26 protein-coding genes and 1 pseudogene are annotated in these 23055 nt (G+C 41.9%); 17 read left to right on the plus strand and 10 right to left on the minus strand.

Annotated elements, in window-relative coordinates; translation table 11 throughout:
• The first annotated feature begins 26 nt into the window (after nucleotides 1-26).
• The 7 genes from V7K15_RS03305 (at nucleotide 27) to V7K15_RS03335 (ending at nucleotide 5664) form a co-directional block, all read left to right on the plus strand.
• Nucleotides 27-2825 (plus strand): GAF domain-containing sensor histidine kinase, encoded by a 2799-nt coding sequence (locus V7K15_RS03305; RefSeq protein WP_334902990.1) that lies wholly within the window; start codon nucleotides 27-29, stop codon nucleotides 2823-2825.
• 267 nt (nucleotides 2826-3092) lie between these two features.
• Nucleotides 3093-3548 (plus strand): DUF29 domain-containing protein, encoded by a 456-nt coding sequence (locus V7K15_RS03310; RefSeq protein WP_334902992.1) that lies wholly within the window; start codon nucleotides 3093-3095, stop codon nucleotides 3546-3548.
• Nucleotides 3549-3647: 99 nt separating this feature from the next.
• Nucleotides 3648-3899 (plus strand): hypothetical protein, encoded by a 252-nt coding sequence (locus V7K15_RS03315; protein ID WP_334902994.1) that lies wholly within the window; start codon nucleotides 3648-3650, stop codon nucleotides 3897-3899.
• Between the two features lie 388 nt (nucleotides 3900-4287).
• Nucleotides 4288-4560, plus strand: coding sequence for a hypothetical protein (locus tag V7K15_RS03320; RefSeq protein WP_334902996.1), 273 nt, complete (start codon nucleotides 4288-4290; stop codon nucleotides 4558-4560).
• Nucleotides 4547-4900 (plus strand): type II toxin-antitoxin system PemK/MazF family toxin, encoded by a 354-nt coding sequence (locus tag V7K15_RS03325; RefSeq protein ID WP_334902998.1) that lies wholly within the window; start codon nucleotides 4547-4549, stop codon nucleotides 4898-4900. Before V7K15_RS03320 ends, V7K15_RS03325 begins: the two co-directional genes overlap by 14 nt.
• A gap of 153 nt (nucleotides 4901-5053) precedes the next feature.
• The gene (locus V7K15_RS03330; RefSeq protein ID WP_334903000.1) at nucleotides 5054-5281 is read left to right on the plus strand and encodes a hypothetical protein; all 228 of its coding nucleotides are present in this window, start codon (nucleotides 5054-5056) and stop codon (nucleotides 5279-5281) included.
• The gene (locus V7K15_RS03335; protein ID WP_334903002.1) at nucleotides 5278-5664 is read left to right on the plus strand and encodes a type II toxin-antitoxin system RelE family toxin; all 387 of its coding nucleotides are present in this window, start codon (nucleotides 5278-5280) and stop codon (nucleotides 5662-5664) included. The genes V7K15_RS03330 and V7K15_RS03335 overlap by 4 nt, the downstream gene beginning before the upstream one ends.
• A 61-nt stretch (nucleotides 5665-5725) precedes the next feature.
• Here V7K15_RS03335 and V7K15_RS03340 read toward each other — a convergent pair whose 3' ends face one another.
• From V7K15_RS03340 to V7K15_RS03355, 4 genes are all read right to left on the minus strand, one after another.
• A complete protein-coding gene (locus V7K15_RS03340) occupies nucleotides 5726-6454 on the minus strand; it encodes a hypothetical protein (RefSeq protein WP_334903004.1) in 729 nt (242 codons plus the stop codon).
• Between the two features lie 234 nt (nucleotides 6455-6688).
• Entirely contained in the window at nucleotides 6689-8095 is a 1407-nt protein-coding gene (locus V7K15_RS03345) for an NAD(P)(+) transhydrogenase (Re/Si-specific) subunit beta (RefSeq protein WP_334903006.1), read from the minus strand.
• Nucleotides 8092-8385 (minus strand): NAD(P) transhydrogenase subunit alpha, encoded by a 294-nt coding sequence (locus V7K15_RS03350; protein ID WP_191757267.1) that lies wholly within the window; start codon nucleotides 8383-8385, stop codon nucleotides 8092-8094. Before V7K15_RS03350 ends, V7K15_RS03345 begins: the two co-directional genes overlap by 4 nt.
• A gap of 99 nt (nucleotides 8386-8484) precedes the next feature.
• Nucleotides 8485-9657, minus strand: coding sequence for a Re/Si-specific NAD(P)(+) transhydrogenase subunit alpha (locus V7K15_RS03355; RefSeq protein WP_334903008.1), 1173 nt, complete (start codon nucleotides 9655-9657; stop codon nucleotides 8485-8487).
• A 760-nt stretch (nucleotides 9658-10417) separates the two neighbouring features.
• Here V7K15_RS03355 and V7K15_RS03360 point away from each other — a divergent pair.
• From V7K15_RS03360 to V7K15_RS03390, 7 genes are all read left to right on the plus strand, one after another.
• Nucleotides 10418-10930 carry a DUF2808 domain-containing protein gene (locus V7K15_RS03360; protein ID WP_334903010.1) on the plus strand — a complete coding sequence of 171 codons (513 nt, stop codon included), beginning with the start codon at nucleotides 10418-10420 and terminating at the stop codon, nucleotides 10928-10930.
• Between the two features lie 239 nt (nucleotides 10931-11169).
• Nucleotides 11170-11304, plus strand: coding sequence for a 50S ribosomal protein L34 (rpmH, locus tag V7K15_RS03365; protein WP_094327629.1), 135 nt, complete (start codon nucleotides 11170-11172; stop codon nucleotides 11302-11304).
• Between the two features lie 25 nt (nucleotides 11305-11329).
• Nucleotides 11330-11752: a ribonuclease P protein component gene (gene rnpA, locus V7K15_RS03370; RefSeq protein ID WP_334903012.1), complete on the plus strand. Its 423-nt coding sequence runs from the start codon at nucleotides 11330-11332 to the stop codon at nucleotides 11750-11752.
• Nucleotides 11739-12131 carry a PH domain-containing protein gene (locus tag V7K15_RS03375; protein WP_334903014.1) on the plus strand — a complete coding sequence of 131 codons (393 nt, stop codon included), beginning with the start codon at nucleotides 11739-11741 and terminating at the stop codon, nucleotides 12129-12131. Before rnpA ends, V7K15_RS03375 begins: the two co-directional genes overlap by 14 nt.
• Before the next feature lie 190 nt (nucleotides 12132-12321).
• Nucleotides 12322-13473, plus strand: a complete 1152-nt coding sequence (yidC, locus tag V7K15_RS03380) for a membrane protein insertase YidC (protein WP_334903016.1) — start codon at nucleotides 12322-12324, stop codon at nucleotides 13471-13473.
• Nucleotides 13470-13997: a Jag family protein gene (locus V7K15_RS03385; RefSeq protein ID WP_334903017.1), complete on the plus strand. Its 528-nt coding sequence runs from the start codon at nucleotides 13470-13472 to the stop codon at nucleotides 13995-13997. Before yidC ends, V7K15_RS03385 begins: the two co-directional genes overlap by 4 nt.
• 172 nt (nucleotides 13998-14169) lie before the next feature.
• The gene (locus tag V7K15_RS03390) at nucleotides 14170-14685 is read left to right on the plus strand and encodes a YceD family protein (protein WP_334903018.1); all 516 of its coding nucleotides are present in this window, start codon (nucleotides 14170-14172) and stop codon (nucleotides 14683-14685) included.
• Nucleotides 14686-15075: 390 nt separating this feature from the next.
• Here the strand turns inward: V7K15_RS03390 and V7K15_RS03395 are convergent, their stop codons facing one another.
• From V7K15_RS03395 to V7K15_RS03410, 4 genes are all read right to left on the minus strand, one after another.
• Nucleotides 15076-15504 carry a putative toxin-antitoxin system toxin component, PIN family gene (locus tag V7K15_RS03395; protein ID WP_334903020.1) on the minus strand — a complete coding sequence of 143 codons (429 nt, stop codon included), beginning with the start codon at nucleotides 15502-15504 and terminating at the stop codon, nucleotides 15076-15078.
• Nucleotides 15504-15725 carry an AbrB/MazE/SpoVT family DNA-binding domain-containing protein gene (locus tag V7K15_RS03400; protein ID WP_334903022.1) on the minus strand — a complete coding sequence of 74 codons (222 nt, stop codon included), beginning with the start codon at nucleotides 15723-15725 and terminating at the stop codon, nucleotides 15504-15506. Before V7K15_RS03400 ends, V7K15_RS03395 begins: the two co-directional genes overlap by 1 nt.
• Before the next feature lie 302 nt (nucleotides 15726-16027).
• A complete protein-coding gene (locus V7K15_RS03405; RefSeq protein WP_334903024.1) occupies nucleotides 16028-17188 on the minus strand; it encodes a protein NO VEIN domain-containing protein in 1161 nt (386 codons plus the stop codon).
• Nucleotides 17189-17270: 82 nt separating this feature from the next.
• A complete protein-coding gene (locus V7K15_RS03410; RefSeq protein ID WP_334903026.1) occupies nucleotides 17271-17501 on the minus strand; it encodes a type II toxin-antitoxin system HicB family antitoxin in 231 nt (76 codons plus the stop codon).
• A 273-nt stretch (nucleotides 17502-17774) separates the two neighbouring features.
• Between V7K15_RS03410 and V7K15_RS03415 the strand changes: the two genes are divergently transcribed.
• Nucleotides 17775-19286 (plus strand): AAA family ATPase, encoded by a 1512-nt coding sequence (locus V7K15_RS03415; protein WP_334903027.1) that lies wholly within the window; start codon nucleotides 17775-17777, stop codon nucleotides 19284-19286.
• A gap of 113 nt (nucleotides 19287-19399) precedes the next feature.
• Nucleotides 19400-19900, plus strand: coding sequence for an SH3 domain-containing protein (locus V7K15_RS03420; protein WP_334903029.1), 501 nt, complete (start codon nucleotides 19400-19402; stop codon nucleotides 19898-19900).
• A 22-nt stretch (nucleotides 19901-19922) separates the two neighbouring features.
• On the opposite strand, the gene V7K15_RS03425 is transcribed toward V7K15_RS03420, so the two are convergent.
• Nucleotides 19923-21173: an RNA-guided endonuclease InsQ/TnpB family protein gene (locus V7K15_RS03425; RefSeq protein ID WP_334903031.1), complete on the minus strand. Its 1251-nt coding sequence runs from the start codon at nucleotides 21171-21173 to the stop codon at nucleotides 19923-19925.
• Nucleotides 21174-21211: 38 nt separating this feature from the next.
• Between V7K15_RS03425 and tnpA the strand changes: the two are divergent.
• A pseudogene (gene tnpA / locus V7K15_RS03430) lies at nucleotides 21212-21613 on the plus strand (IS200/IS605 family transposase).
• Between the two features lie 84 nt (nucleotides 21614-21697).
• On the opposite strand, the gene V7K15_RS03435 reads toward tnpA, so the two are convergent.
• Nucleotides 21698-23050 (minus strand): serine/threonine-protein kinase, encoded by a 1353-nt coding sequence (locus tag V7K15_RS03435; RefSeq protein ID WP_334903033.1) that lies wholly within the window; start codon nucleotides 23048-23050, stop codon nucleotides 21698-21700.
• Nucleotides 23051-23055: the final 5 nt, after the last annotated feature.

The raw sequence follows: 23055 nt of genomic DNA on the forward strand, positions 1-23055 counted from the left end.
TTTCAATATTTAAAATCAGACTGGGAATGGAAAACGCCTCTACGATTCAACCTATACAACCTTCAGACCAGCAAGAATCTCATTCAGATGTGACATCCCCCTTACGTCAGAATGAGCAACAAAAAGCCTTGTCTGGCGTTATTGCCCGCATTCGTGAGTCTCTAGACATAGAAACTATCTTCAAAATTACAGTCACTGAAGTACGCAAGCTTCTGAAAACTGATCGGGTTGGTGTGTTTCGTTTTTATCCCGAATTGGGATGGGAAGGGGAATTTATCTATGAAGATGTGGGAGCAGAATGGGGTTCGGCACTAGCAGAGAAAGTGCATGACCACTGCTTTGCTGCGCAGTTTGCCGAACTATATCAGCAAGGTCGGATTAAAGCAATCGCTGATATATATCAAGCTAGTATCAGTGATTGTCACATCCAAATGCTAGAAAGATTCCAGGTACGTGCCAATATAACTACCCCTTTAATGAAAGGTAAAGATTTATGGGGATTGCTGTGTATTCATCAGTGTAGTAGTCCTCGTGAATGGGAAGCATCAGAAATTGAGTTTGTGCAATTAATCGCCGAACATCTGGGAGTTGCCTTGCAGCAAGCAGATTACCTGGAACAAGTGAAATTACAATCAGCACAATTAGCACAAGCAAAAGCCAGAGAAAAGGCAGCTCAATGGCAGAAAACCATAGCTATAACCATTGAGAAAATTCGTCAATTCCTAGACTTGGAAAGCATTTTCCGCACAAGCACTGTAGAACTTAGGCAGATGCTAAATGCTGACCGCGTGGCTATTTATCGCTTCAATCCCGATTGGAGTGGTGAATTCGTGTTTGAATCAGTGGCAGAGGGTTGGATCTCCCTGATGGAGCAGCAGTTACAGCGCCCGGAATTGAAAGAAAACGTCAGCGAATGTAGCGCCAAAGATTTAGCTAAACCCCCACTCACTGATACCTACTTACAAGATACAGAGGGTGGTAGCTTCAGTCGGTGTGAAGTTTACCGTGTTTGTAATGATATTTACAGTGCAGGTTTTAGCGACTGTTACATTAAAATCTTAGAGATATATCAAGCAAGAGCTTATGTAATCATTGCCATTTACCACGGTCAGACGCTCTGGGGCATGCTAGCAGTGTACCAGAACGCCCGAAGCCGTGATTGGGAAAAAGATGAGGTTTACTTTCTTACCCAAGTTAGCACCCAATTGGGGGTAGCATTACAGCAAGCTGAATCATTGAAACAGGTGCAGGTGCAAGCCCAAAAACTGGCTAAAGCCGCCGAACGAGAACGGAAAGCAGCCGAAAGGGAGAAGGCGTTAGCTGCAACGGTGGAGAAAATTCGCCAGTCTCTTGATATTGACACCATCTTTGCTACCAGTACAGAAGAAGTCCGACGGCTATTGGAAGTTGATAGAGTCACAATCTATCGATTCGGGGCTGATTGGAGTGGGGAATTTGTTGCTGAGTCTTTAGCGCCAGGTTGGACACCAGTAAAGGAAATTATATCTGCGATGTCTACGACGGTCACTGAGCTTGCCTGCCCTGAGCCTGCGTCGTACCACTTCCCTGCGGGACGCGCAAGGGACGTGGAAGCAAGCTACGCGCAGCGTCTCGTAGAGAAGGGTCGAAGTGCGGGCTACGCCGGAGCAGATGATTATTTGCAAAAAAACCAAGTTCGAGACTTTGCTAATGGTAAAACTCTTGTCATTAAGGATATTTACAGCACTGATTATTCTATTCCATATATTGCGCTAATCGAGCTAATGGAGGCTAGGGCATATATGATTGTGCCGATTTTTCAGGGGGAGAAACTCTGGGGATTACTAGCAGCTTATCAAAATATCAAACCCCGTGATTGGCAAGAAGATGAGGTAGATTTGCTGATGCAGATTGGGACTCAGTTAGGGGTAGGACTTCAGCAAGCGGAATTACTCGAACAAACTCAACGTCAAAAAGAAGAAATCACCCAGACTCTTAAAGAATTGCAGAACACTCAGAGCCAGTTGATTCAAAGTGAGAAAATGGCAGGCTTAGGGCAGTTAGTTGCTGGTGTAGCACATGAAATTAACAATCCGATTAGTTTTATTTATGGCAACATTACTTATGTTACTGAACATGCCGAAAATTTACTTAAATTACTGTGCCTCTATCAGAAAGAGTATCCTAAGGCAACAGGAGAAATTCAAAAGCAAGCAGCAGCACTGGATTTAGATTTCATTAGTGATGACTTGCCCAAAATTCTGACTTCAATGAAAATGGGGGCAGATCGGATCTCTCAATTAGTCTTGTCGTTGCGAAGTTTTTCTCACCTTAACGAAGCAGGAATGAAGCCAGTTGACCTTCATGAAGGCATCGAAAGTACTTTGCTAATTTTACAACATCGACTGCAAGCACAGACCAATTCTTTTGCTATTGAGGTAGTTAAGCAATATGGTGATTTGCCCCTGGTAGTATGCTATGCAGCCCAGATTAATCAGGTATTTATGAATATTCTTAACAATGCGATCGATGCACTGCAAAACTCAGAGAAAGCTGGAAAAACAATTGATAATCCTAAAATTTGGATTCGTACAGAAGTCACAAAAGGGAATACTATTCTGATTTGGATTGCTAACAATGGTTATGAGATTTCAGAGATGATGCGATCGCGCATTTTTGAACCTTTCTTTACTACCAAACAACCTGGAAAAGGTACTGGTTTGGGGTTATCTATCAGCTACCAAATTATTGTGGAAAAACACGGCGGTAATATCAAGTGTGTTTCTGAACCTGGTAACGGCTGTGAGTTCTGGATAGAAATTCCGATGAAACGGACAGTTAGTTAAAAAAACAGGCGATGCCTTCTCTACCAGACGCTACGTGAACAGAGGGTTTGGCCTACGCTGTTTTAACGAACTGTCAAGATGCATTTTCTGCCAGACGCTAGGCGTAGCTTGCTTGTATAGTCTTGTATAGTAGGGGTACGCCTAGACTGTTTTGAATGAACCGCAAAGAAAAAAGAAAAGAGGCGATACCTGCCGTAAGCTACGCTAACGCACACTCTAAAATAACACAAGTAATGTTAAAATTATATATCCATAAAGGAGAAAATTATGGGCAATCAATCTGTTCCTAAAACCAATAATCTTTATGCACAAGATTATCACTTGTGGTTAGAACACACTGTTTATTTATTAAAAAACAAAAACTTTTTAGAATTAGAGTTAGAAAATTTAATTGAAGAAATTGAAAGTATGGGGAGAAGTGATAAAAATGCTTTAAGGAGTAATCTTAGAGTGCTTTTAATGCACCTTCTCAAATACAAATTTCAACCCCAGAACCGATCCAATAGCTGGTTATATACAATCTATGAACATCGTCAAAGATTACAAGAAGCATTTTTAGATAGTCCTAGCTTAAAATGCTATTACACAGAAGTTTTTGATAATTGTTACCAACACGCTCGAAAAGAAGCATCTATTGAAACAGGACTTCCTCTGTCTATTTTTCCTAAAGACTATCCTTTTTCTGTTGATGAAACCTTAAATTCTGATTTCTTCCCAAATTAATCATAATCGCCTTTTTTGTTTCGCGCAAAGTCGCAGCGAAGCGATCGCCTACTCCATATTTTGATTAGGATTAATAATAGATCGACTCTATAAATTTATATGCAAATCAAAGAAATTCTCCAAGCACTTCCAAGTTTGAGTATAAGCGATCGCCTGAAGATAGCTCAATCAGCCCTGCAATTGGTTATTCAAGAAAAACACTCACTTACCAAAGATGAGCAAAAACGCCAATTAACACTAGCCGCAATGACAGCGATTGCAGATTATGCACCTGGGAGTGAATTAGATATATTCTCTGACTACTTACAGCAAATCTGGGAATGCAATACTCCAAGATCAGTTACTTTGTGAACGCATTCCCAATGAAGTAGGTTATGCGATCGCTTTTATTGTGAACTCTGATTGAAGATAGTTTAACCAGCCATGAAGAAAAATGTTTTTATCAAGTATCAACTCAGGAAGAATGGGAAGCTATATTAACAGATTTAATAAATAGCCCTGCTTTTTCTTTAGCACCAGCACTTTCAGATGCAGCGATTAGTCGAGAGAGTATTTACACCAGAGAAGATGAAATGTTATGAGCTATTTGGTGGATACTAATATTTTGCTGCGTTTGGTGCAGAAGAATAGAAGAGGCGATGCCTGCGGCTGGCTTTGCCTACGCACTGTGGAGATTTTGTAGGCGATCGCTTATTATAATTTCACTAGTATTAGTAATATAGTTGCTCTATGAATTAATATGGAAATCAAAGAAATTCTCCAAGCACTTCCAAGTTTGAGTATAAGCGATCGCCTAAAGATAGCTGAATCAGCCCTGCAATTGGTTCTTCAAGAAAAACACTCACTCACCAAAGATCAGCAAAAACGCCAATTAACACTAGCCGCGATCGCAGCGATTGCAGACTATGCACCTGATAGTGAATTAAATATATTCTCTGACTTAGAGGGAGAAGACTTTTGCGACTATCCAGATGAAGACTTACACAACTCAGTAAATTATGTACAGAGGTGAAGTCTGGTTAGTTAATTTAGATCCAACTGTAGGGACGGAAATTAGCAAAAAACGTCCTTGTATCATAGTCAATGATGATGCTATTGGGATTTTGCCTTTGAAGGTTATTGTTCCAGTTACGGATTGGAAAGAAAGATATGCAGTTAGACCTTGGATGGTACGGCTGGAACCAAGCACAGAGAACAGTTTAGCCAAAGTTTCCGGTGTAGATACTTTTCAAATACGTTCAGTTTCAGAAACAAGATTAGTGAGAAAACTAGGTCAACTCTCCGACTCAGAAATGCAACTTGTTTCTCAAGCGTTAGCTGTTGTCTTAAATATTTCTCATCCAACACTTTAGCGATGCCTGCGGCGGGCAACTCTTGGAGAGGCTACACCAACGCTCTTTGGGAGTTTCGGATATCGCTTTTTTGTTTCGCGCAAAGTCGCAGCGAAGCGATCGCCTACTCCAAATCTTCTATACTTGTACTATGTAAAGGTAATCAAATTCTCTATGATTACAAACACTAATACCCAAATGAATACCAATCAATATCCATTTGCTGAAGAATTAATCACAGATACTCAAGGTAACATTCGTAAAGTAATTATAGATTTTCAAGACTATCTACGCTTATTAGAAGTGATTGAAGATGAAGGATTGATATTAGCAATCAAGGAAGTACAACAAGAAACACCATTAAATATTAATGAAGCATTAGCCGAATTAGAAAGAGAGTGAATACCCAGTATCTATCCAGTTTTATTAAAGATTTAAAAGCACTCAAAAGTACACCTTACTATGAGACGATTAAAATACTTGCTTTTGAAGAAATACTACAAATAGCTAATTTTGAAGAAATTACTAATATCAAAAAGTTGCAAAGATATGATGATATTTATCGTATTCGTATAGGTGATTATCGGATCGGGATTATATTTGACGGTGAAACACTAATATTTCAGCGTGTGCTACATCGTAAAGATATTTATCGCTATTTTCCAAAGAAAGTCAAATTAGTTATTTTGTGGAATCCAGCGATGCCTGCGGCGGGCTTTGCCTACGCACGGTGGAGTTTTTGTAGGCGAGCCGCTTTTTTAACCAACCGTACAGGACACAGATGAAGAAGAGGAGCGATCGCTTTTTTAACAAACCATGAAGTTACGAAGGCACAGAAAATTATTGTTACGCTAGGTTAGCAGTAGTTAATCTACCAATATTATGAAAATATTCATTTTTTAAACCGAATGCCACAGGATGTTTAGCTATAATAAACACAGTTTTACTATTATTTCTACAAATTAACAAACCTTCTGAAGTTTGCGAAAACTCAACATCCGTTATTTTTTCAGTTATTCTTCTCCAAAAATCTTTATATCCTATACCGTAGAACACAACTGCTTTAGGTTGATGTTCTTTTATTCTCTGACTAATATGATTTATTCGCTTTTCAAGACAATACTTTTCATAAGTATCTCGATTAGATAAAAAGCGAAGTCGAGACTGTTGAGCAAATATCCAATGCTTAAGAGATGGTGACGGCAAAGGTAATAATTCTAATAAACAAGTCTCTTTATCTTTTCTACCTAATTCGTCTATTTGATATTTACGAACATCTTCTCTATCAATATTTTCTCTTCCTTTGGCACTTAATATAATGCGAATTAATCCCTTCCATGTTGGTTGTATTTTTGCATCCCATGTTTCCATAGCTATATGATATTCTGCAATATCTTCTATTTCCTGTTTGCCTCTGTTTGACCATATATTTATTCTATTATTAATATCGTTAAAGTCTCCTCCTGCTTCTTCCATACCAACAAACCAATAATTACCTTGATAATTACCATATCCATAAAATGTATCAACTCTTTTTTCTAAAAGCTCATCATTAAAAAAACCTTGATTATTCATACTTTTGTGATTTTACTGACAAAAACAAGATTGAAAAGTCAAAAATAATTTAGTATAGATGGAACGTCAAGTCTATAATAAATAAGCTTTGCGTGAGGCAACTCCCCAACAAAAAAACTTGCCCCAGAAGCATCACACCCCCAAGGCAAGCCAACTCTCTAATTCTTTTCTTCCTTCGCGCCTTCTCTGCGAGACGCTTCGCGTAGCTTGTCCTCCGCAGGAGTACGCGGTTCGTTAAAGTTGCTTCACCTCCGAAACCAACTTCGCCACCATATCCTTAGCGCCACCAAACAACATCGTCGTTTTCTCCTTGTAGAACAACTCATTATCTACACCGGCAAAACCCGTACTCATCCCGCGCTTAATTACAATCGTCTGCTTCGCCCGATCTACTTCCAAAATCGGCATACCATAAATCGGGCTATTCTTATCACTCCGCGCCGCCGGATTTACCACATCATTTGCCCCAATTACTAAAGCCACATCAGCTTGATCGAACTGGGGATTAATATCATCCATGTCATACAACTGGGTATAAGGCACATTTGCCTCCGCCAGCAACACATTCATGTGCCCCGGCATTCTCCCAGCAACGGGGTGAATGGCATACTTGACATCAACGCCCATTTTTTCCAACTGATCCGACAATTCCCGGACGCTATGTTGCGCTTGGGCAACTGCCATACCATAACCAGGTACAATTACCACAGAACGGGCATAACCCAACATCATCGCCCCTTCTTCGGGATCGATGCTGCGGACAGTTTGATCAGTTGCACCACCACTAGCAGCAGCACCACCAGAACTAGATCCTGTACCAAAAGCGCTGAACAGCACACTAAATAACGAGCGGTTCATCGCCTTACACATAATCTCGGTGAGGATTAACCCAGATGCTCCCACCAAAGCCCCAGCGATGATTAACATATTGTTCATCACCACGAACCCAGCCGCCGCCGCCGCCACACCTGACAACGAGTTCAACAGCGAGATTACCACAGGCATATCGCCGCCACCAATGGGGATGACGAACATCACGCCCAGCAGCAATGAAACGCCAACCACTCCCAAGAATATGGGTAAGCTATCTGGTGTGATGATTAAATACACACTGCCCACTACATAAGCACCCAGAAGTAAGAGGTTAAATGGTTGCTGGAATGGAAATGTAATCGGGGAACCACTGATTAAACCTTGCAATTTGGCAAAGGCTAAAAAACTACCCGTGAAGGTAATACCACCGATTAACACATCCAACAGGATGGAAATGTTCACATCTAGGGGTATCGACTGAGAACTATCTAATAACCGCCAGAATTCGGCAACGGCTACTAATGCCGAAGCCGCACCGCCCAAACCGTTGAGTAAACCCACCATTTGGGGCATTTCGGTCATTTGGACTTTATAGGCAACGATCGCACCAATTGCCGATCCAATCGCCAAGCCCAACAATATCATCTCGTAATTCAACACATGTTGATCCAGCATTGTCGCGGCGATCGCCAGCAACATCCCCACAGCCGCGACGAGATTACCGTTTCTCGCTGTAGCAGGTGAACCCAGCTTTTTCAAGCCCAGAATGAATAACGATGCAGCGACTAAGTACGTCAGCTGAATGCCAGTTGGTAAAAAGTCGCTCACGCCTTAATCTCCTTCTTCTTGAACATTTGCAACATTCTGTCTGTCACTAAAAAACCACCCACAACGTTGATTGTTGCTAATACCACAGCAATCAAACCGAGAATTACTGATACATTCGTGTCTCTCGCACCAGCAGCAACTATTGCTCCAAGTACCGCAATCCCAGAAATCGCGTTTGAGCCTGACATCAAAGGCGTGTGTAGAGTCGGTGGTATTTTGTTGATGACTTCAAAGCCGATAAAAGATGCCAAAACAAATACAAACAAAGCAGCAAGTAATGCCTCTGTCATGAAATCAAAACTCCTTAATGTAAATGGGCATTGGGCATGGGGCATGGTTCATCCCCCTCATCTCCCTCATCTCCCTCATTTTCCTCATCCCCCCAGTCCCTAACTAACCGCCGGTTCTTGAGTATTCAAAGCTTGTAGTGCATCCCGCACTCGTTGATTGCGAATTTCACCTGCATGGGTAATGCAAGCTGCATCAACGATGTCGTCGCTAAAGTCAACCAGCAAAGCTTTGTCTTTAATTAGCAGTTGCATCAACGAAGTTACATTCTTGGCATACAATTGGCTGGCGTGAATTGGCATTGATGATGGGAGATTGATGGGGCCGATGATTGTCACGCCGTTCCAGACAATATCTTTACCGGGTTCTGTACAAGCGCAGTTACCACCCTGGTCAGCAGCCAAATCCACAATCACTGAACCGGGTTTCATTTGTGCTACCATTTCTTCTGTAACTAGCCGTGGTGCTTGTCTCCCAGGAACTTGGGCGGTAGTAATCACTACATCAGAATTTTTGACGTGTTCGGCGACAACTTCCTGAGTACGTTGTTTACTAGCCTCAGAAATTTCCTTGGCGTAACCGCCAGCAGCGACGGTTTCTTCGTCTAATTTGACTTCAACGAATTTTGCCCCTAAGCTTTGCACTTCTTCTTTGACGGCGGGACGGATATCAAAGGCTTCTACCACTGCACCCAGGCGTCTAGCGGTGGCGATCGCTTGCAATCCGGCTACACCAGCGCCCATAATAAATACTTTCGCTGGTGCGATCGTGCCTGCGGCTGTGGTTAACATCGGGAAATATTTCGGTAATGCAGCTGCGGCAATTAATACTGCCTTGTAACCTGCTAATGAAGCTTGCGAGGACAAAGCATCCATACTTTGCGCCCTGGTAGTACGGGGAATCATCTCCATACTCAAAGCTGTGACTTGACGATTTGCCAGTTGCTGTGCTATTGCGGGATTTCCCAAGGGATTGAGGAAGCTGACTAATACAGCCCCTTCCCGGAGTAATTCAATTTCCGAGCGTCCATCTTCTCGTTCTTGCGGTGGGCTGACTTTCAGCAGAATATCAGCTTCACCCCATAGTTTCGCAGTATCGCTGATTATTGTGGCTCCTGCTGCTTCATAGTCAGAATCACTAAAAAAAGCTCCCTCTCCTGCACCCGTTTCTACCCAAACTTCCAAACCTTGTTTTACCAATCGGCCAACGGCATCAGGAATTAATGCCACACGACGTTCACAAACTTCAATTTCTTTAGCAACTGCTATTCTCATGAAATCTCCTGAAGATAAATACCTAATCTCTGCTAAGTAAGCGATTGTCCATATAAGGGGTGTGCCGCACTCATAATACTTAGGCAGGAACATCAGCCATGACTTTTATTTGTAGATTGAACCTGGAATCTTTCCTCTCTCACTCTTAGTTGTCCAGGCAAAGCTTCACTTTGCCGCTCGCAGAGGTCATATTTTCAGATAGTTGCAAACAGGGTTACGTATTGCACATCCTAAATTGATTCCCAAATTTTGCATTTTTATCTTCAGCTGATTTTTGGGATTGAAAAATTTTGGTATTCCTTTCTTATAGAGTAATATTGACCCAATTTTCAAAGCTTGATAATTTCCCAATCAAATTTTAAGGATTACGACTTTGATTCAAACTTCTTTTAATCAATTTAGCCCAAGTTAACTGGCGATCGCTGATAGCGTGGCTCAATTTTTATAACAAAATTCTCAAATTTAGATACACTTCTACATATTTTGAAATACAATCTAATCCTAAATGTGTTTCTATCTAGTTCAAATTTGACCAACTTAGTAATCTAAATCATGACTCTACAAGGATAATAAAGTAAGTATTGTATGTCAAATTTGCTACTAAATAATTTCACTGTTTCCCAAAGCTAAGGGAAGATGGCACTTTTTATTGTTATGAAACGTCCATTGTTAGGAAGTGAGTAGTAAAGTTTAGTAAAGAATACTAACAGACAGTTATTTTTAGATAACAGATTTACATTTTGGTAGAGGAAGCCCAATTATGCGACGTTTACTTTCTGCTTTAGCCGTGACTAGTTTTTTGGTTGCTGGATTACCAGCCTTGACTTTGGCGCAAAGCTTACCTGGATTGACGCTGTTTAGCGGCATCAAAAGCGAAAATCAGTTGCCATTTAGGTTAGATTTTGGTGGACAAGCTAATGGTTGGGATCGATACATATTGAGGATTCCAGCCAAAAGAATGAAATTGGCTGTTGGTCAATTTGCCATTACCTACCCTGATTATTACAAAGGAACTTTTGACCAGAAAGAAATCGAAGTTCGAGTCAAAGGCAAAGCAGTTCCGCTTTCTGAGGTGAAGTGGGACAAAGAAGGTAAGCTGATTAATATTTTTCCCCAAGAGCCGGTGCCAGCAGGTAGCGCAGTTGAAGTAGTCTTATCTAACGTGAAAAACCCAGCCTTTGGCGGAGTTTACTATTTTAACTGTCAAGTTCTCTCCCCTGGCGATGTGCCACTACTGCGCTACATGGGAACATGGATTTTGAGCATCAATTAAAAGTGGGGAGTAAGAATTTTAGATTTTGGATTTTGGATTAAAGAATTGAAATTTAATCCAAAAGACGCTCGATAGCATTCGCGTAGCGTCTCGTAGAGAAACGTTAGCGAGTCTGCGAACGTCTGACTCGCTCTCCGTGGCGCTATTGTCAATCCAAAATTGAATTCCCCAATTTCCTAATAAAGTGATAAAATATGAGATTGTGAGTTTTTATAAAAATCACCTAAGAGGAGAACTCTATGAAAAGAACACTGGGCGGCACTAGCCGTAAGAGAAAAAGAACCTCGGGTTTTCGCGCCAGAATGCGGACACCAGACGGCAGAAACGTAATTAGCGCTAGGAGAAGAAAGGGACGCCACCGTCTGAGCGTTTAGGGCATATCAAGCTAAAAGAGCATCTGTGGCTTTGCCCAAAGCAAATCGGCTAAAATCCCGCAAGGATTTCCAGGCAGTTTTCCGGGAAGGAATTCGGCGTCATGGATCTTATCTAACATTGAGAGCCTTAAAGCCATTATGTTCAACAAAACCTTCTTTGGATATTGCCACCCAGACTACACCAGTAACTAACTCACTACATCTTGCCAGTACGCGGATTGGGATTTCCATAAGCACAAAAGTCAGCAAAAGGGCAGTGGTTCGCAACCGGATCAAACGGCAAATTGCTGCTGCTTTACACAAGTTGCTGCCTAAATTATCACCAGGATGGCGGCTAGTGGTAATTGTCAAACCCACAGCAGCAGAATCTAAGTGCGTAAGCCCAGAATTTCTGCAAGAATTAGAGCAGTTGTTGGCACAAGCTGAGGTGTTCGATGGGAATTCGTGAAGATGTTTATTATCAAGGTGGTCCCCATCTTGGGGATTTAATTATCAACCTACTGATTGGGCTAACGATTGTCGGGATACCTTTAACAGTCGGGGCAATTGTCAGGGCATTGTGGCTGCGTTTCCGCATCACCGATCGCCGAATTACTGTGATCGGAGGTTGGCAGGGGCGCGATCGCACTGACATAATTTACTCAGAAATTGTCAAAGTCGTCACAGTTCCCCGTGGCATTGGCTTTTGGGGAGATATGGTATTAACCCTAAAAAATGGCAGTCGTCTCGAATTGCGTGCAATTCCCAAGTTTCGGGAAGTCTATGACTACATCAACGAAAGAATTGCAGCGAAAAATCCCGAATATACTGTCGCTGCCAACAAGTGATGGGAGATGAGGGAGATGTAGCTTTAGCTTCCCGCAGGGTGGGAGATGAGGGGAATAATCAATGCCCAATGCCCAATGCCCAATGCCCCATTTAAATGTGCGGCTATCCGTAGCGAAAGATAGTCGCCGACAAATTATGATTTAGATAAATTAGATTCAGTTTACAGTAGCTCAGGTTGAATTCAGAATAATGGATTTTGGTATCGGCTTTCTCTCGAACAACGTGATGCTGCCAATCATAGATTTTTTCTATGGTATTGTGCCTAGCTACGGATTAGCGATCGTTGCTTTGACACTGATAGTCCGCTTTGCGCTCTATCCCCTGAGTGCTGGCTCAATTCGCAACATGCGGAAAATGCGAATTGTACAACCTCTAATGCAAAAGCGGATGGCAGCAATCAAAGAGCGCTATAAGGATGAACCGCAAAAGCAGCAGGAGGAAATGGTCAATGTTCAAAAAGAATTTGGCAACCCTTTAGCAGGTTGTTTTCCATTAGTAGTGCAAATGCCAGTCTTGTTAGCGCTATTCGCCACTTTGCGGGGTTCGCCTTTTGCAAGTGCGAACTACAGCGTTAACCTGCAAATCTTTCCGGCAGAACAAATCGAACAAATTCAACCGCAAGCCTTTGCCACTCCTGCTCAAAATATTTACGTTGCGGATGGTGAACACGTTAAAGTCGCTGCAATCCTTCCCAGTGGTAATAAACTAGCGGTGGGAGAACAAACAAAGATACAATATCAGACTATTGAGGGCAAACCATTTCAGGTGCTCTTAGCAGAACACCCAGAAAATAAGCTGATTCCTGATTGGAAAGTCACCAAAGGGGAAGATAGGATAAAAATCGATGCCCAAGGCAATGTAGAAGCCTTGCAACCGGGAGAAGTGAGCATTCAAGGAACAATTCCTGGACTAGCAGCAGAAAAAGGGTTTCTATTTATTGATGCCTTAGGTAGGGTTGGCGCAACCGATCCAGATGGGACAATCCACTGGGATATCGTCGCCATGATCGTCTTCTTTGGAATCAGCCTTTATGTTAGCCAGCTGCTTTCTGGGCAAAATTCCAGTGGTGGCAATCCGCAGCAGGATACAGTTAACAAAATCACCCCAGTCATCTTTTCTGGAATGTTTTTGTTCTTCCCCTTACCAGCTGGGGTGCTAATGTATATGGTGATTGGTAATATTTTCCAAACCGCACAAACTTATCTTCTCTCCCGCGAACCTCTATCAGAAGAACTGCAAAAAATTGTAGAAATTCAGGAGAAAGAAGCAGCAGTCACAGAACAAAAGGCATTGCCTTTTGAACCAAAAAGTGGTAAGAAAAAGGCGGCAGGGGGATCATGAGCAACATTCCGATGCAGCGAGGTCAGCAATGGTTAAAAACACTGCTGGAACTCACCGGGATACCTGCTGAGATTCAAGGTCATTTAGAAACTGCCCAATCTCAAGACGGGGATGCCCCAGAACCAGATAACTACTGGTTGACAATTGACCAAACCAACTTTACGTCAGAACACATCCAGGTATTAATTGGTGCTGATGGTTCTGTGCTTGATGCGATTCAGTATCTAGCAAATTCGGTTCTTAATCTCAGCCAACCGCCGGAGGAACAAGCCTCTTACACTATTGAGTTGAATGGCTACCGGGTCAAAAGAGAAGCCGAAATTCGCGCATTAGCAGAAGCAGCAGCCGATGAAGTGCGCTTTTCTGGTAGAGAAGTGGAAATCAAATCCCTCAGTTCTGCTGAACGGCGTCAAGTCCATACCTTCTTGAAAGAATTTGGAGATTTGGAAACCTTCAGTCGCGGTAAAGAGCCGCATCGTCATCTGGTTGTCCGTCCAGCTTCGTTGGAAGAAGTTAGGAGTTAGACGCGATTAATCGCGTCTGTACGTTAGGAGTTATGAGTTTGGAGTTAATTAAAAACTCATAACTATATAATTTCAAAATTTCTCTTGTTATTAAGAGAGAAAGTAAAGATGTAGTATCAGTATAATTGCTGGTAATCAAGATAAATTTTAGTGAGGATGTCTCACAAATCCTATGGACGCAATTTATATTCCGCAGCTAACTCAAGCCCCGGAGCGGACAGAGGAAATTCAGGTTGAGGAATTTCTGCCTGGTCTGGAAACGTTGACACCAGTTCGCGGTCATGTGCGCGTGCAGCATCATGGCAATTACTTGCAAGTGTCTAGTCAGGCAGAAACAATTATTACTTGTACCTGTAACCGATGTTTGCAGCAATACAATCGACGTTTAGGGCTGGATACGAAGGAAATCATCTGGTTGGACGAAACTGCAAATCAGCTAAATGACTTGCCTTTAGAAAGGGAAGTGGTTTTGGAAGAATTGCTTGAAACTCTACCGCCCGATGGTTATTTTTATCCTAACGAATGGCTGTATGAGCAGATGTCCTTGGCAGTACCTCAACGACAACTGTGCGATCGCAATTGTCCAGGTATTCCTGTAATTATTGATGATAGTTCTGATAGTCCTGAAACTCCAGTTGATAACCGTTGGGCTTCTCTGGAAGCACTGAAAAAGCAACTTCCGGGCTAATAGCTTATTGCTTATGCCTAAAATTCTGTGATTTCCCGCCCGTGGGTAGTTTACCGCCGTAGGCATCGCTTTCGGGAATATTAACTCGACAGAGACAGCATGGGTGGCAAATACATGAGGCTTGTAAGATGCGATCGGAAAGTTTATGTCTACTATTGTATCTCGGCTCGACATTACACAAATATAGGACTTACGCACGGGTAACGGAAAACGTAGACGCAAAGCGGCTTGCCGCAGGCTACCACAGAGGGCGCAGAGGTCACGGAGGAATGAGAGTTTGAGAGGGTTTTTGCGTAAGTCCTAAAATATTCTGTGATGTAGATGACTTCTGTAAGCAGTGGGAAAACTTATGGCAACAAATACCACTTTTAGAAGGCATCACCGGAAAAATTAGGGTGACTGACCATCAATAACATTTAGAAAATCTTCAGCCGTGATAATCGGGCAAGAAAAATTATTTTTTAGACTGAGTAAATCGCGATCGCCCGTCACGAGATAATCAGCCTCACTTACCACAGCCAAAAGTAAAAAAGGCACATCAAAGGGATCGCGACATTCAGGAATTACAGGCAAGCGGCCGGGCATTGCTACAGCTTCACAAAAGAGTATGTAATCCGATAGTAAATCTTCTTGCTCAGTTGGCGTGAGCTTAAACTTTGGATAAGCCAGCACTCGGATTAACTCAGTTGTTGTCGCTTTAGAAACCAGCGGAGTGAAGAGATCGTCCTGCCATGCCAAACGAAGGCTAGATACTCTGCCCCCAAATATCAGCGCCGAGATGATAATATTAGTATCAATTACTACCCGTGGACAAACCATTAAGATTGACGCGCCCAAGTCACTGCATCAGCCACATCCTGCTCACTCAGTCCTAAATCCGCCAGCTTAGATCGAACTGCATCAGCCCGCTGAATTTTTACAGGAGTCAGAATAATTTGCCCCCCCTCCACCTTTACCTCAAAATACTCAGCCTCACCGATTTCACGAGTAATACTTTTAGGCAGCGTTAGTTGATTTTTAGAAGTTAACTTGGCGAGCATAACTTGCCTCCTAGCCTTTGCTATCAAATGTAAGGATTCCTTACTTGAGTATATACATCCTACCTTACTAAATCTAAAACCCAATCAGAGAAACAGCTTTTCTGAAAAACGTGAACTACTACTGACCCAAAGTATTGTAACTCCGTTGGCGACGCGATGGCGATCGCACCTGATCAATTCCAACTTATCAATCGCAACCGCTACAACCCTCATCCCAACGTTGGCTGATTAAATATGCTTATGCTTGCAACGCGATGACCACTTGCAGGTATGATCTGCCCAATTAATGCAGGTGGTCATAATTAAACATAACAACCTCGCTCCTTTTCAACTCTAAATATTGGACGTAATCTAGCCATGTATTGAATTGGTTTTAGCTCAAACTGAGACAACATTTCACATCCAGTCCAACAGTATCCTTTTGGGCTATTAAGTGCTGAAGTCACAACCCAAAGCACAAAATTAGGATTTTTATTTGCCTGTTCAATTTCGTTGGCAGTAATTATAAAAGCTGGTTCTCCTCCAGAAACGCCTTTTACTTCAACATTTTTGACTATGGAATCTTTAGTACAAGTTAAGTCGTAACCTACTTTATCTCTTTCAAAAGATTGGATATCCCAGCCATCATACTGTTTTTGTACAAAATCAATTGCGGCTTTCTCAACTTCTTTATTTTTTTGATAATTGCCAAAACCAGCACCTAGAGAAGTCGTTTCTTCTTTTTGTTCTTCTTCCTTTTGAAGTTGAACTATACTTGTGGCTTGAATAGGTTCACTTTCATTACTAGAGTCTGAAATGTTTGAAGATTCTGATTCCTTAGAGGTGTTATCAGGTTTTATTTCTTCAATTTCAGATATTTTTTTAGCATTTTGCTTTTTTAGTAGACTTTCACACGTTGTCAAGGCATTGACAGCTTTGGAATAGCGAGGCTGAATAAGAAGTGCCTGATTGTATGCATCAATAGCAGCTTGATAGCTCATCTTATCCTTGTATGTCTGCCCTCTGTCGTAGAAAGTATCAACTAAACGCTTACCATACCCTTTTCTTGAAAGAACCATCGAATGTTCTTCCCAAGCAGAATCTAAATCTTCACAAAAGCTTGCATCAAATTCGCATCCTCCCTGCATAAATGTAAAATTCGCCCCTTTGAACTGGGGCATATACTTTAACTTTTGTTGATCTAATGGCTGATCAAAATCAACAACAGAATCTATATGAAGAATCACTCTTTGTTGTTTATCTTGAGGTGCAGCAAGAACTTTACCAGCAGCAAAAAATCCATGCGGTTTGCTACCTGTTCGTTTAAGGTAAGCTCTATCTCCGATTTTAATCTTATTACTATTTCCAGAATTCCACGGAGCTTTCCAAAAATTTCCAGCAGTTATTTGTTTCTTCGCGTCTTCTAGGTGATGGCGGATACCAATTTCGATATCGTCATTGCAGAGAAATATGAACGTTGCCATTTATTTTTGAGAAATATAATTTTTTGTTGTTGGCTGTTTTCAGCTTCACCTTTATGTTTTTACTAAGGCATCGGTAATTACATCACAAATTAATAAAGACTTGATAAATGGCTTTCAGTTTTCGGAAGTTTATAAAAAACGTGGGTGACTCCTGCCACCCATAAACCGACTCTTTGGTTGGTTGCTCAAACTGTGCGATCGCATCCGAACGGGTTTCAGCTTCGGCTACATAATCAGGCAACTCTGGCACTGACGCGATAAAATGCCCCTCGGATGCCTGTTCAACCAGAACATGAAGAGACAGCCTATTCAAACTTGTGACTCTTTGAAGATTCATGGACAGCGATACTAGATTCACTTTCCCCATAATTATGCCTTAATCAAAACTCAAATACCTGATGCAAATAGGCATTGAGCCGAGATATGAACGAAAAAGGTAATTCAGAAATGTTTACGTCTAAGTGTATTATAAAAATCTTGATTTTTCGTTAGTCCACGGAGGCGGACTTTGTTTGTGTAGCAGTGAATTTTATTCGCCTAATATTTTGCTGAACAATGAGAGAATAACTAATAACCACAGCTATATATGAACTTCCGTGAAGAGTTTAAACTGCTGCTACGCGCCCGCTACCCCTTAATTTATATTCCCACCTATGAGGAAGAACGGGTAGAAGCAGCTATCCGGGAAGAAGCAACCAACCAGGGTAATCGCCCGGTATATACTTGGGATTTTGTCGATGGCTACCAGGGAAACCCCAATGATGCTGGGTTTGGGCGACGTAATCCGTTGCAAGCTTTAGAATTTATCGAAAAATTACCAGCTTCGGCACCTGCAGTATTGATTCTACGAGATTATCATCGCTTTTTAGATGATGTTGCGATCGCCCGCAAACTCCGCAATCTGTCCAGGCTTCTGAAGTCGCAACCAAAAAATATTGTCCTATTGTCACCACGCATCGCCATTCCTGACGATTTAACCGAAGTTTTGACAGTCGTCGAGTTTCCCTTACCCGCCGCCTCAGATATTAAAGTGGAGGTGGAACGCTTACTGCAAAGTACTGGTAACTCCCTTTCTGGCAAAGTTTTAGATGACTTGGTGCGCTCTTGTCAAGGACTTTCGATGGAACGGATTCGCCGAGTTTTGGCAAAAGCGATCGCTACCCACGGAGAATTGCAACCAGAAGACGTGGATCTGGTTTTGGAAGAAAAGCGCCAAACTATCCGCCAAACCCAAATCCTGGACTTCTACCCCGCCACTGAGCAAATTTCTGATATAGGCGGACTGGATAACCTGAAAGACTGGCTGATTCGGCGGGGAGGCTCCTTTACTGATAAGGCGCGACAGTACGGATTACCACACCCCCGTGGTTTAATGTTGGTGGGTATTCAGGGAACTGGTAAATCATTAACGGCAAAAGCGATCGCTCATCACTGGCATTTACCCTTGCTACGTCTGGATGTGGGAAGATTATTTGGTGGTTTGGTGGGTGAATCAGAATCTCGGACTCGCCAAATGATCCAAGTAGCTGAAGCCCTCGCTCCCTGTATTTTGTGGATTGATGAAATAGATAAAGCTTTTGCCGGAGTTGGTAGCAAAGGTGATGCTGGAACAGCCAGCCGTGTGTTTGGCACATTTATTAACTGGCTAGCCGAAAAAAGCTCACCCGTTTTTGTCGTCGCCACCGCCAACGACATCCAAGCCTTACCGCCGGAAATGCTCCGTAAGGGACGATTTGATGAAATTTTCTTTGTGGGATTGCCCACCCAAGAAGAGAGAAAAGCAATTTATGATGTTCATTTATCCCGATTGCGTCCCCATAACTTGAAAAGTTATGACATCGACAGGCTAGCTTATGAAACGCCCGATTTTTCTGGGGCAGAGATTGAGCAAACTTTAATTGAAGCGATGCATATTGGATTTAGCCAAAACCGCGACTTTGCTACCGACGACATTTTAGAAGCCGCCAGTCAGATCATCCCCTTGGCGCGAACTGCTGTAGAGCAAATTCAGCAACTCCAAGAATGGGCGGCGGCTGGGAGAGCGCGTTTGGCATCCAAACATAGTCCTTTAAGCGATCGCCTCCGGCGCACTCCGTGAACACACTCAGTTGCCAGCTACAATAATGAGTTAGTCAATAATTACTAGTTAATAGTCAACAGTTAATCATGAATTAATATTGACTATTGACCACTGATGATCAAATTTTAACTATGTTGTCTAGCTTCACAAAATTTATACTTGGGTTTTTATTAGCGATCGCTGTGTTAATCGGTGGCGGTGTTGCAGTTGCACTCTATTTCATGAATCGCACTGGCATACCCCCAGCCAAACCCGTTTTTTCTAATGATGCCCCCTCGGTAAAAGGCCAAGCTACAAAAGCAACTGAGACTGGAGCAGGTAAACCCACCCTTACACCTGGGACGAATACTAAATCTAGTTCATTAAACTCAACTTCTACTCCCACTCCCACAGAATCACCAAAAGCATTGCCATCGCGAGCTTACCGAGGGCGTGTTAGTTGGGCTCAAGGCTTGAGTTTGCGATCGCAACCAAATCAAGAAGCTGAACGTATTGGTGGAGTTGGTTTTAATCAAAAAATTATTATCTTAGAAGAAAGCGAGGACAAATCCTGGCAAAAGATTCGTTTGGAAGGTAGCGAACAAGAAGGTTGGGTGAAAGCAGGTAATACTGAAAAAGTTGAGAAACAATAACCTATGAACTACCCCGCCCATCTTAAGAAGATGGAGGAGGTTTCTGACGCTTCATTTCAGCTAGTTGCTTAAACCCACCGCAATGGGTAGAAGTAGAGCTATCCGATCCACGTTTGTCGAGGACGGTTCCCGCCCCCGTTGCCCAATCAAGCATCACCATTGCCGCAGCTACGTCGCGGTCACAAGTAAATCCACACGGGCAATTATGGATTCGCTCAGACAATTCTTTCTTTTTTTGACTTCCACATTTAGGACAGGTTTGAGAAGGTTTAAGCTTCTGTGTAGGTACTTCTACAAAAATCCCGCCTCCCTCGCTCAACTTGTACTCAATAGACTGTTTCAACATTGCCATCCCCACATCTAATATGGAGCGGTTAAGTCCTGTTTTTTGAGACTTTCTTTTGCTACCCTTCAAAGAATGTCGGGTCATGGCTTTTATGTTGAGTTTTTCTGTAGCAACAAGGCTATTACAGCTTACTATCTCTGCTGCTACTTGATGAACCCAATTAGAACGCTGATTAGACACCTTGCGCTGTAGTTTTCTTACCTTTTGAGTAGCCTTTTTCCATCGCCTAGATGCAATAATATTCTGCTTAAAATCAGGTTTAGTTTTGCGTCGTTTAGACTTGGATACAAGCTTAATCTTGGCTTGTGTAACGGATAAGTAACGAGGGTTCTCAACAATATTTCCGTTTGACATAGCAACAACAGTAAGACAGCCAAAGTCTAACCCAACCGCTTCTGTACCTGTTTCCCGGACTGGATTACACTGTACCGTGATCGAAGCATACCAAATCCCTTGGCGATTTACTACGGTACAAGTTGTAGGTTTTCCCCAAGTTCTTGCACTACCACGCATTTGAATCTTGCCTAAATTAGACAATTCTAAATGCCCATTATTGCCGTTAGTTAAAGCTTTCCAACCTGCAATACATGGATAAGTCCATCCAGAATAATGCCTAATTGATTTAAACTTTGGGTATCCTCCTAAGCCCTTGAAAAAGCGTTGAAATGCCATGTCTACCCGCTTTAACGTAGCTTGCAGAGCATGACTTCCTAGCTGCTTATATTCGTACCATACCTCCTTAAATTCTGGTAAGCAGTTTTGCTGTTCATAATAATCAACTGACTTTTTAAAATGTTTGTACTGATTCTTTCTATTAGCAATCGCCGCATTATATAAATCCTTATGCAAACGTCTCCAGTAACCCAAGGTTTTAGCTTGAGATGGAGACGGATAAAGACGAAATGTAATGCGGCGGGTTATACTCATAAGAATAATTTAGACTATGGTGTACATCTGTGTAAACTATTCTTCATTCTCATAGGCACTGCGTTTATAAAATAAATTTGCATATAGTGTTTGTAACAAAATACAGGCGAAAAGTAATAACAGCAGATATGCTTCATCGGTTGAAAGATATATTTTCTCATCTATGCCAAAATCAAAAAAGTGAATTAATAGAATTTAACTCTTAATCAGATCATGTCCATTTACTCATAGATTTCTCGCCCGATATTGCCCCATCAAAATTAGTCAATACCTTAAAAACTATTTCCAGTCGGATGATTAGGAAGGAGTTTGCTGAACACGTCAACAAATTTTATTGGAAACCCGTCTTTTGGACAGGTGCATACTGCGTTATCTCTGCTGGGGGAGCGCCGCTTGAAATACTAAAGCAATACATCCAGAATCAGAATGAACCTGAATAATTATTACGCTTATCCTGCCTGTCCCTAAAGATAGCCCATGATTACATGGACGAGGAATGCGGGACAGAATCTTGTTCAACAAAACTAACTAATACCACAGGCTGCTAGTTTTACAGCTAAAGCATTGGGGTATCGCCACGGTTGAGAACCACCAATGCAAATGCGTGAGGGTAAATGACCGATTGGTGCTTTGAGGCTAAAATTGAATTCCGAGTTGGCAGAACTATAATTGTATACATGCCAACCAACTTGATTACAAAAAATTCCATAGTCTCCATTCACGTTTTTGTAAATAACTGTTTGCACGCTAAAACCAAAGCGTCCATGACTGTAATTCACCCATAAATTGTTAATAGTCTGTAAATCTTCACAGGTAAATTTATCAATATTACTACTAAATATATAACTACCTTTAGGCTTTGCTAGTCCCTGACACATCAGATCCCAAGTTTCTTGATCTGCTAATTGCCATTTTCCTTTTGCTAATAAATCACGCAAATGCGTGTAATCAATAGTACTTAATGTCTGATAATTAGAAATATTTAGCAATTTCTTTGGTTGTTGTTCCAGTAGCTGCAACGCTTCTGTTGCAGATTGGAAGCGTTGCGAAACGGCATTTTTTAAAAGTTTATCTAAGATTTCACACAGGCGAATGCTAACAGTATTGTCTGCTGGTAAATATTCCTGCCATACCCAGCGATCGTTAGCAATATCGAACAAATCAAAGGGAGAAACATCGGTGAGTAAGTAAATACATGTTACACCCAAGCTGTAAAGATCGCTGGCTGCTAATGCCTTTCCTCGCAATTGTTCGGGAGCAATATATTCTGGACTACCTACTATTGTACCTGTATGAAGTCGCCCCGTATTAGTGGCTAATTTAGCAATTCCAAAATCTATTAAAACCAAGTCTCCTCGAACCGAACGGCGCATAATATTTTCCGGTTTAATATCTCGGTGGATTACTTGTCGAGAATGGATAAATTGCAGTGTGACCAATAAACTTTTTAATATCTCCCAAATTTGCGGTTCTTTCAAAACGCCTTGTTGTTTTAATTCCTGGGCGAGTGTTTGTCCATTTACTAATTCCTCGACGATATAAAACTTTTGATTTTGTTCAAAGTGCGCTAGTAATTTGGGTATTTGAGAATGTTCTAGCTCATTGAGACGAAGGGCTTCTTGATGAAATAGTTTGACTGCTTTGTGCCAAATTTCAGTATTTTCCTCTTGGAAACATAGCTGTTTGATCGCACATTTGGGTTGATTTGGAAGATGTTCATCAATAGCTAAAAACGTTCTCCCAAAGCCACCACGTCCAATGAGAGCGAGTGGGCGATATCGCTGTTTGAGTAACAATTCCTGACCACAGCTATTACAAAAACGAGAGATGTCAGAATTTTGCGGACGCAGGCAATCAATATTCGTACAGTAGCTCATACTAT

Origin of the sequence: Nostoc sp. (genome assembly GCF_036919815.1) — a bacterium.
Classification (GTDB): Bacteria; Cyanobacteriota; Cyanobacteriia; order Cyanobacteriales; family Nostocaceae; genus Nostoc.

Excerpts from the sequence above, each read along its gene's own strand:
- V7K15_RS03360 (WP_334903010.1), top strand. The coding sequence starts at position 10,418 with ATGCGACGTTTACTTTCTGCTTTAGCCGTGACTAGTTTTTTGGTTGCT.
- rpmH (WP_094327629.1), top strand. The coding sequence starts at position 11,170 with ATGAAAAGAACACTGGGCGGCACTAGCCGTAAGAGAAAAAGAACCTCG.
- V7K15_RS03325 (WP_334902998.1), top strand. The coding sequence starts at position 4,547 with ATGTACAGAGGTGAAGTCTGGTTAGTTAATTTAGATCCAACTGTAGGG.
- V7K15_RS03315 (WP_334902994.1), top strand. The coding sequence starts at position 3,648 with ATGCAAATCAAAGAAATTCTCCAAGCACTTCCAAGTTTGAGTATAAGC.
- V7K15_RS03355 (WP_334903008.1), bottom strand. The coding sequence starts at position 9,657 with ATGAGAATAGCAGTTGCTAAAGAAATTGAAGTTTGTGAACGTCGTGTG.
- V7K15_RS03310 (WP_334902992.1), top strand. The coding sequence starts at position 3,093 with ATGGGCAATCAATCTGTTCCTAAAACCAATAATCTTTATGCACAAGAT.
- yidC (WP_334903016.1), top strand. The coding sequence starts at position 12,322 with ATGGATTTTGGTATCGGCTTTCTCTCGAACAACGTGATGCTGCCAATC.
- V7K15_RS03375 (WP_334903014.1), top strand. The coding sequence starts at position 11,739 with ATGGGAATTCGTGAAGATGTTTATTATCAAGGTGGTCCCCATCTTGGG.
- V7K15_RS03435 (WP_334903033.1), bottom strand. The coding sequence starts at position 23,050 with ATGAGCTACTGTACGAATATTGATTGCCTGCGTCCGCAAAATTCTGAC.
- V7K15_RS03420 (WP_334903029.1), top strand. The coding sequence starts at position 19,400 with ATGTTGTCTAGCTTCACAAAATTTATACTTGGGTTTTTATTAGCGATC.
- V7K15_RS03385 (WP_334903017.1), top strand. The coding sequence starts at position 13,470 with ATGAGCAACATTCCGATGCAGCGAGGTCAGCAATGGTTAAAAACACTG.
- V7K15_RS03305 (WP_334902990.1), top strand. The coding sequence starts at position 27 with ATGGAAAACGCCTCTACGATTCAACCTATACAACCTTCAGACCAGCAA.
- V7K15_RS03400 (WP_334903022.1), bottom strand. The coding sequence starts at position 15,725 with ATGCTCGCCAAGTTAACTTCTAAAAATCAACTAACGCTGCCTAAAAGT.
- V7K15_RS03415 (WP_334903027.1), top strand. The coding sequence starts at position 17,775 with ATGAACTTCCGTGAAGAGTTTAAACTGCTGCTACGCGCCCGCTACCCC.
- V7K15_RS03405 (WP_334903024.1), bottom strand. The coding sequence starts at position 17,188 with ATGGCAACGTTCATATTTCTCTGCAATGACGATATCGAAATTGGTATC.
- V7K15_RS03350 (WP_191757267.1), bottom strand. The coding sequence starts at position 8,385 with ATGACAGAGGCATTACTTGCTGCTTTGTTTGTATTTGTTTTGGCATCT.
- V7K15_RS03395 (WP_334903020.1), bottom strand. The coding sequence starts at position 15,504 with ATGGTTTGTCCACGGGTAGTAATTGATACTAATATTATCATCTCGGCG.
- V7K15_RS03320 (WP_334902996.1), top strand. The coding sequence starts at position 4,288 with ATGGAAATCAAAGAAATTCTCCAAGCACTTCCAAGTTTGAGTATAAGC.
- V7K15_RS03330 (WP_334903000.1), top strand. The coding sequence starts at position 5,054 with ATGATTACAAACACTAATACCCAAATGAATACCAATCAATATCCATTT.
- V7K15_RS03340 (WP_334903004.1), bottom strand. The coding sequence starts at position 6,454 with ATGAATAATCAAGGTTTTTTTAATGATGAGCTTTTAGAAAAAAGAGTT.
- V7K15_RS03425 (WP_334903031.1), bottom strand. The coding sequence starts at position 21,173 with ATGAGTATAACCCGCCGCATTACATTTCGTCTTTATCCGTCTCCATCT.
- V7K15_RS03390 (WP_334903018.1), top strand. The coding sequence starts at position 14,170 with ATGGACGCAATTTATATTCCGCAGCTAACTCAAGCCCCGGAGCGGACA.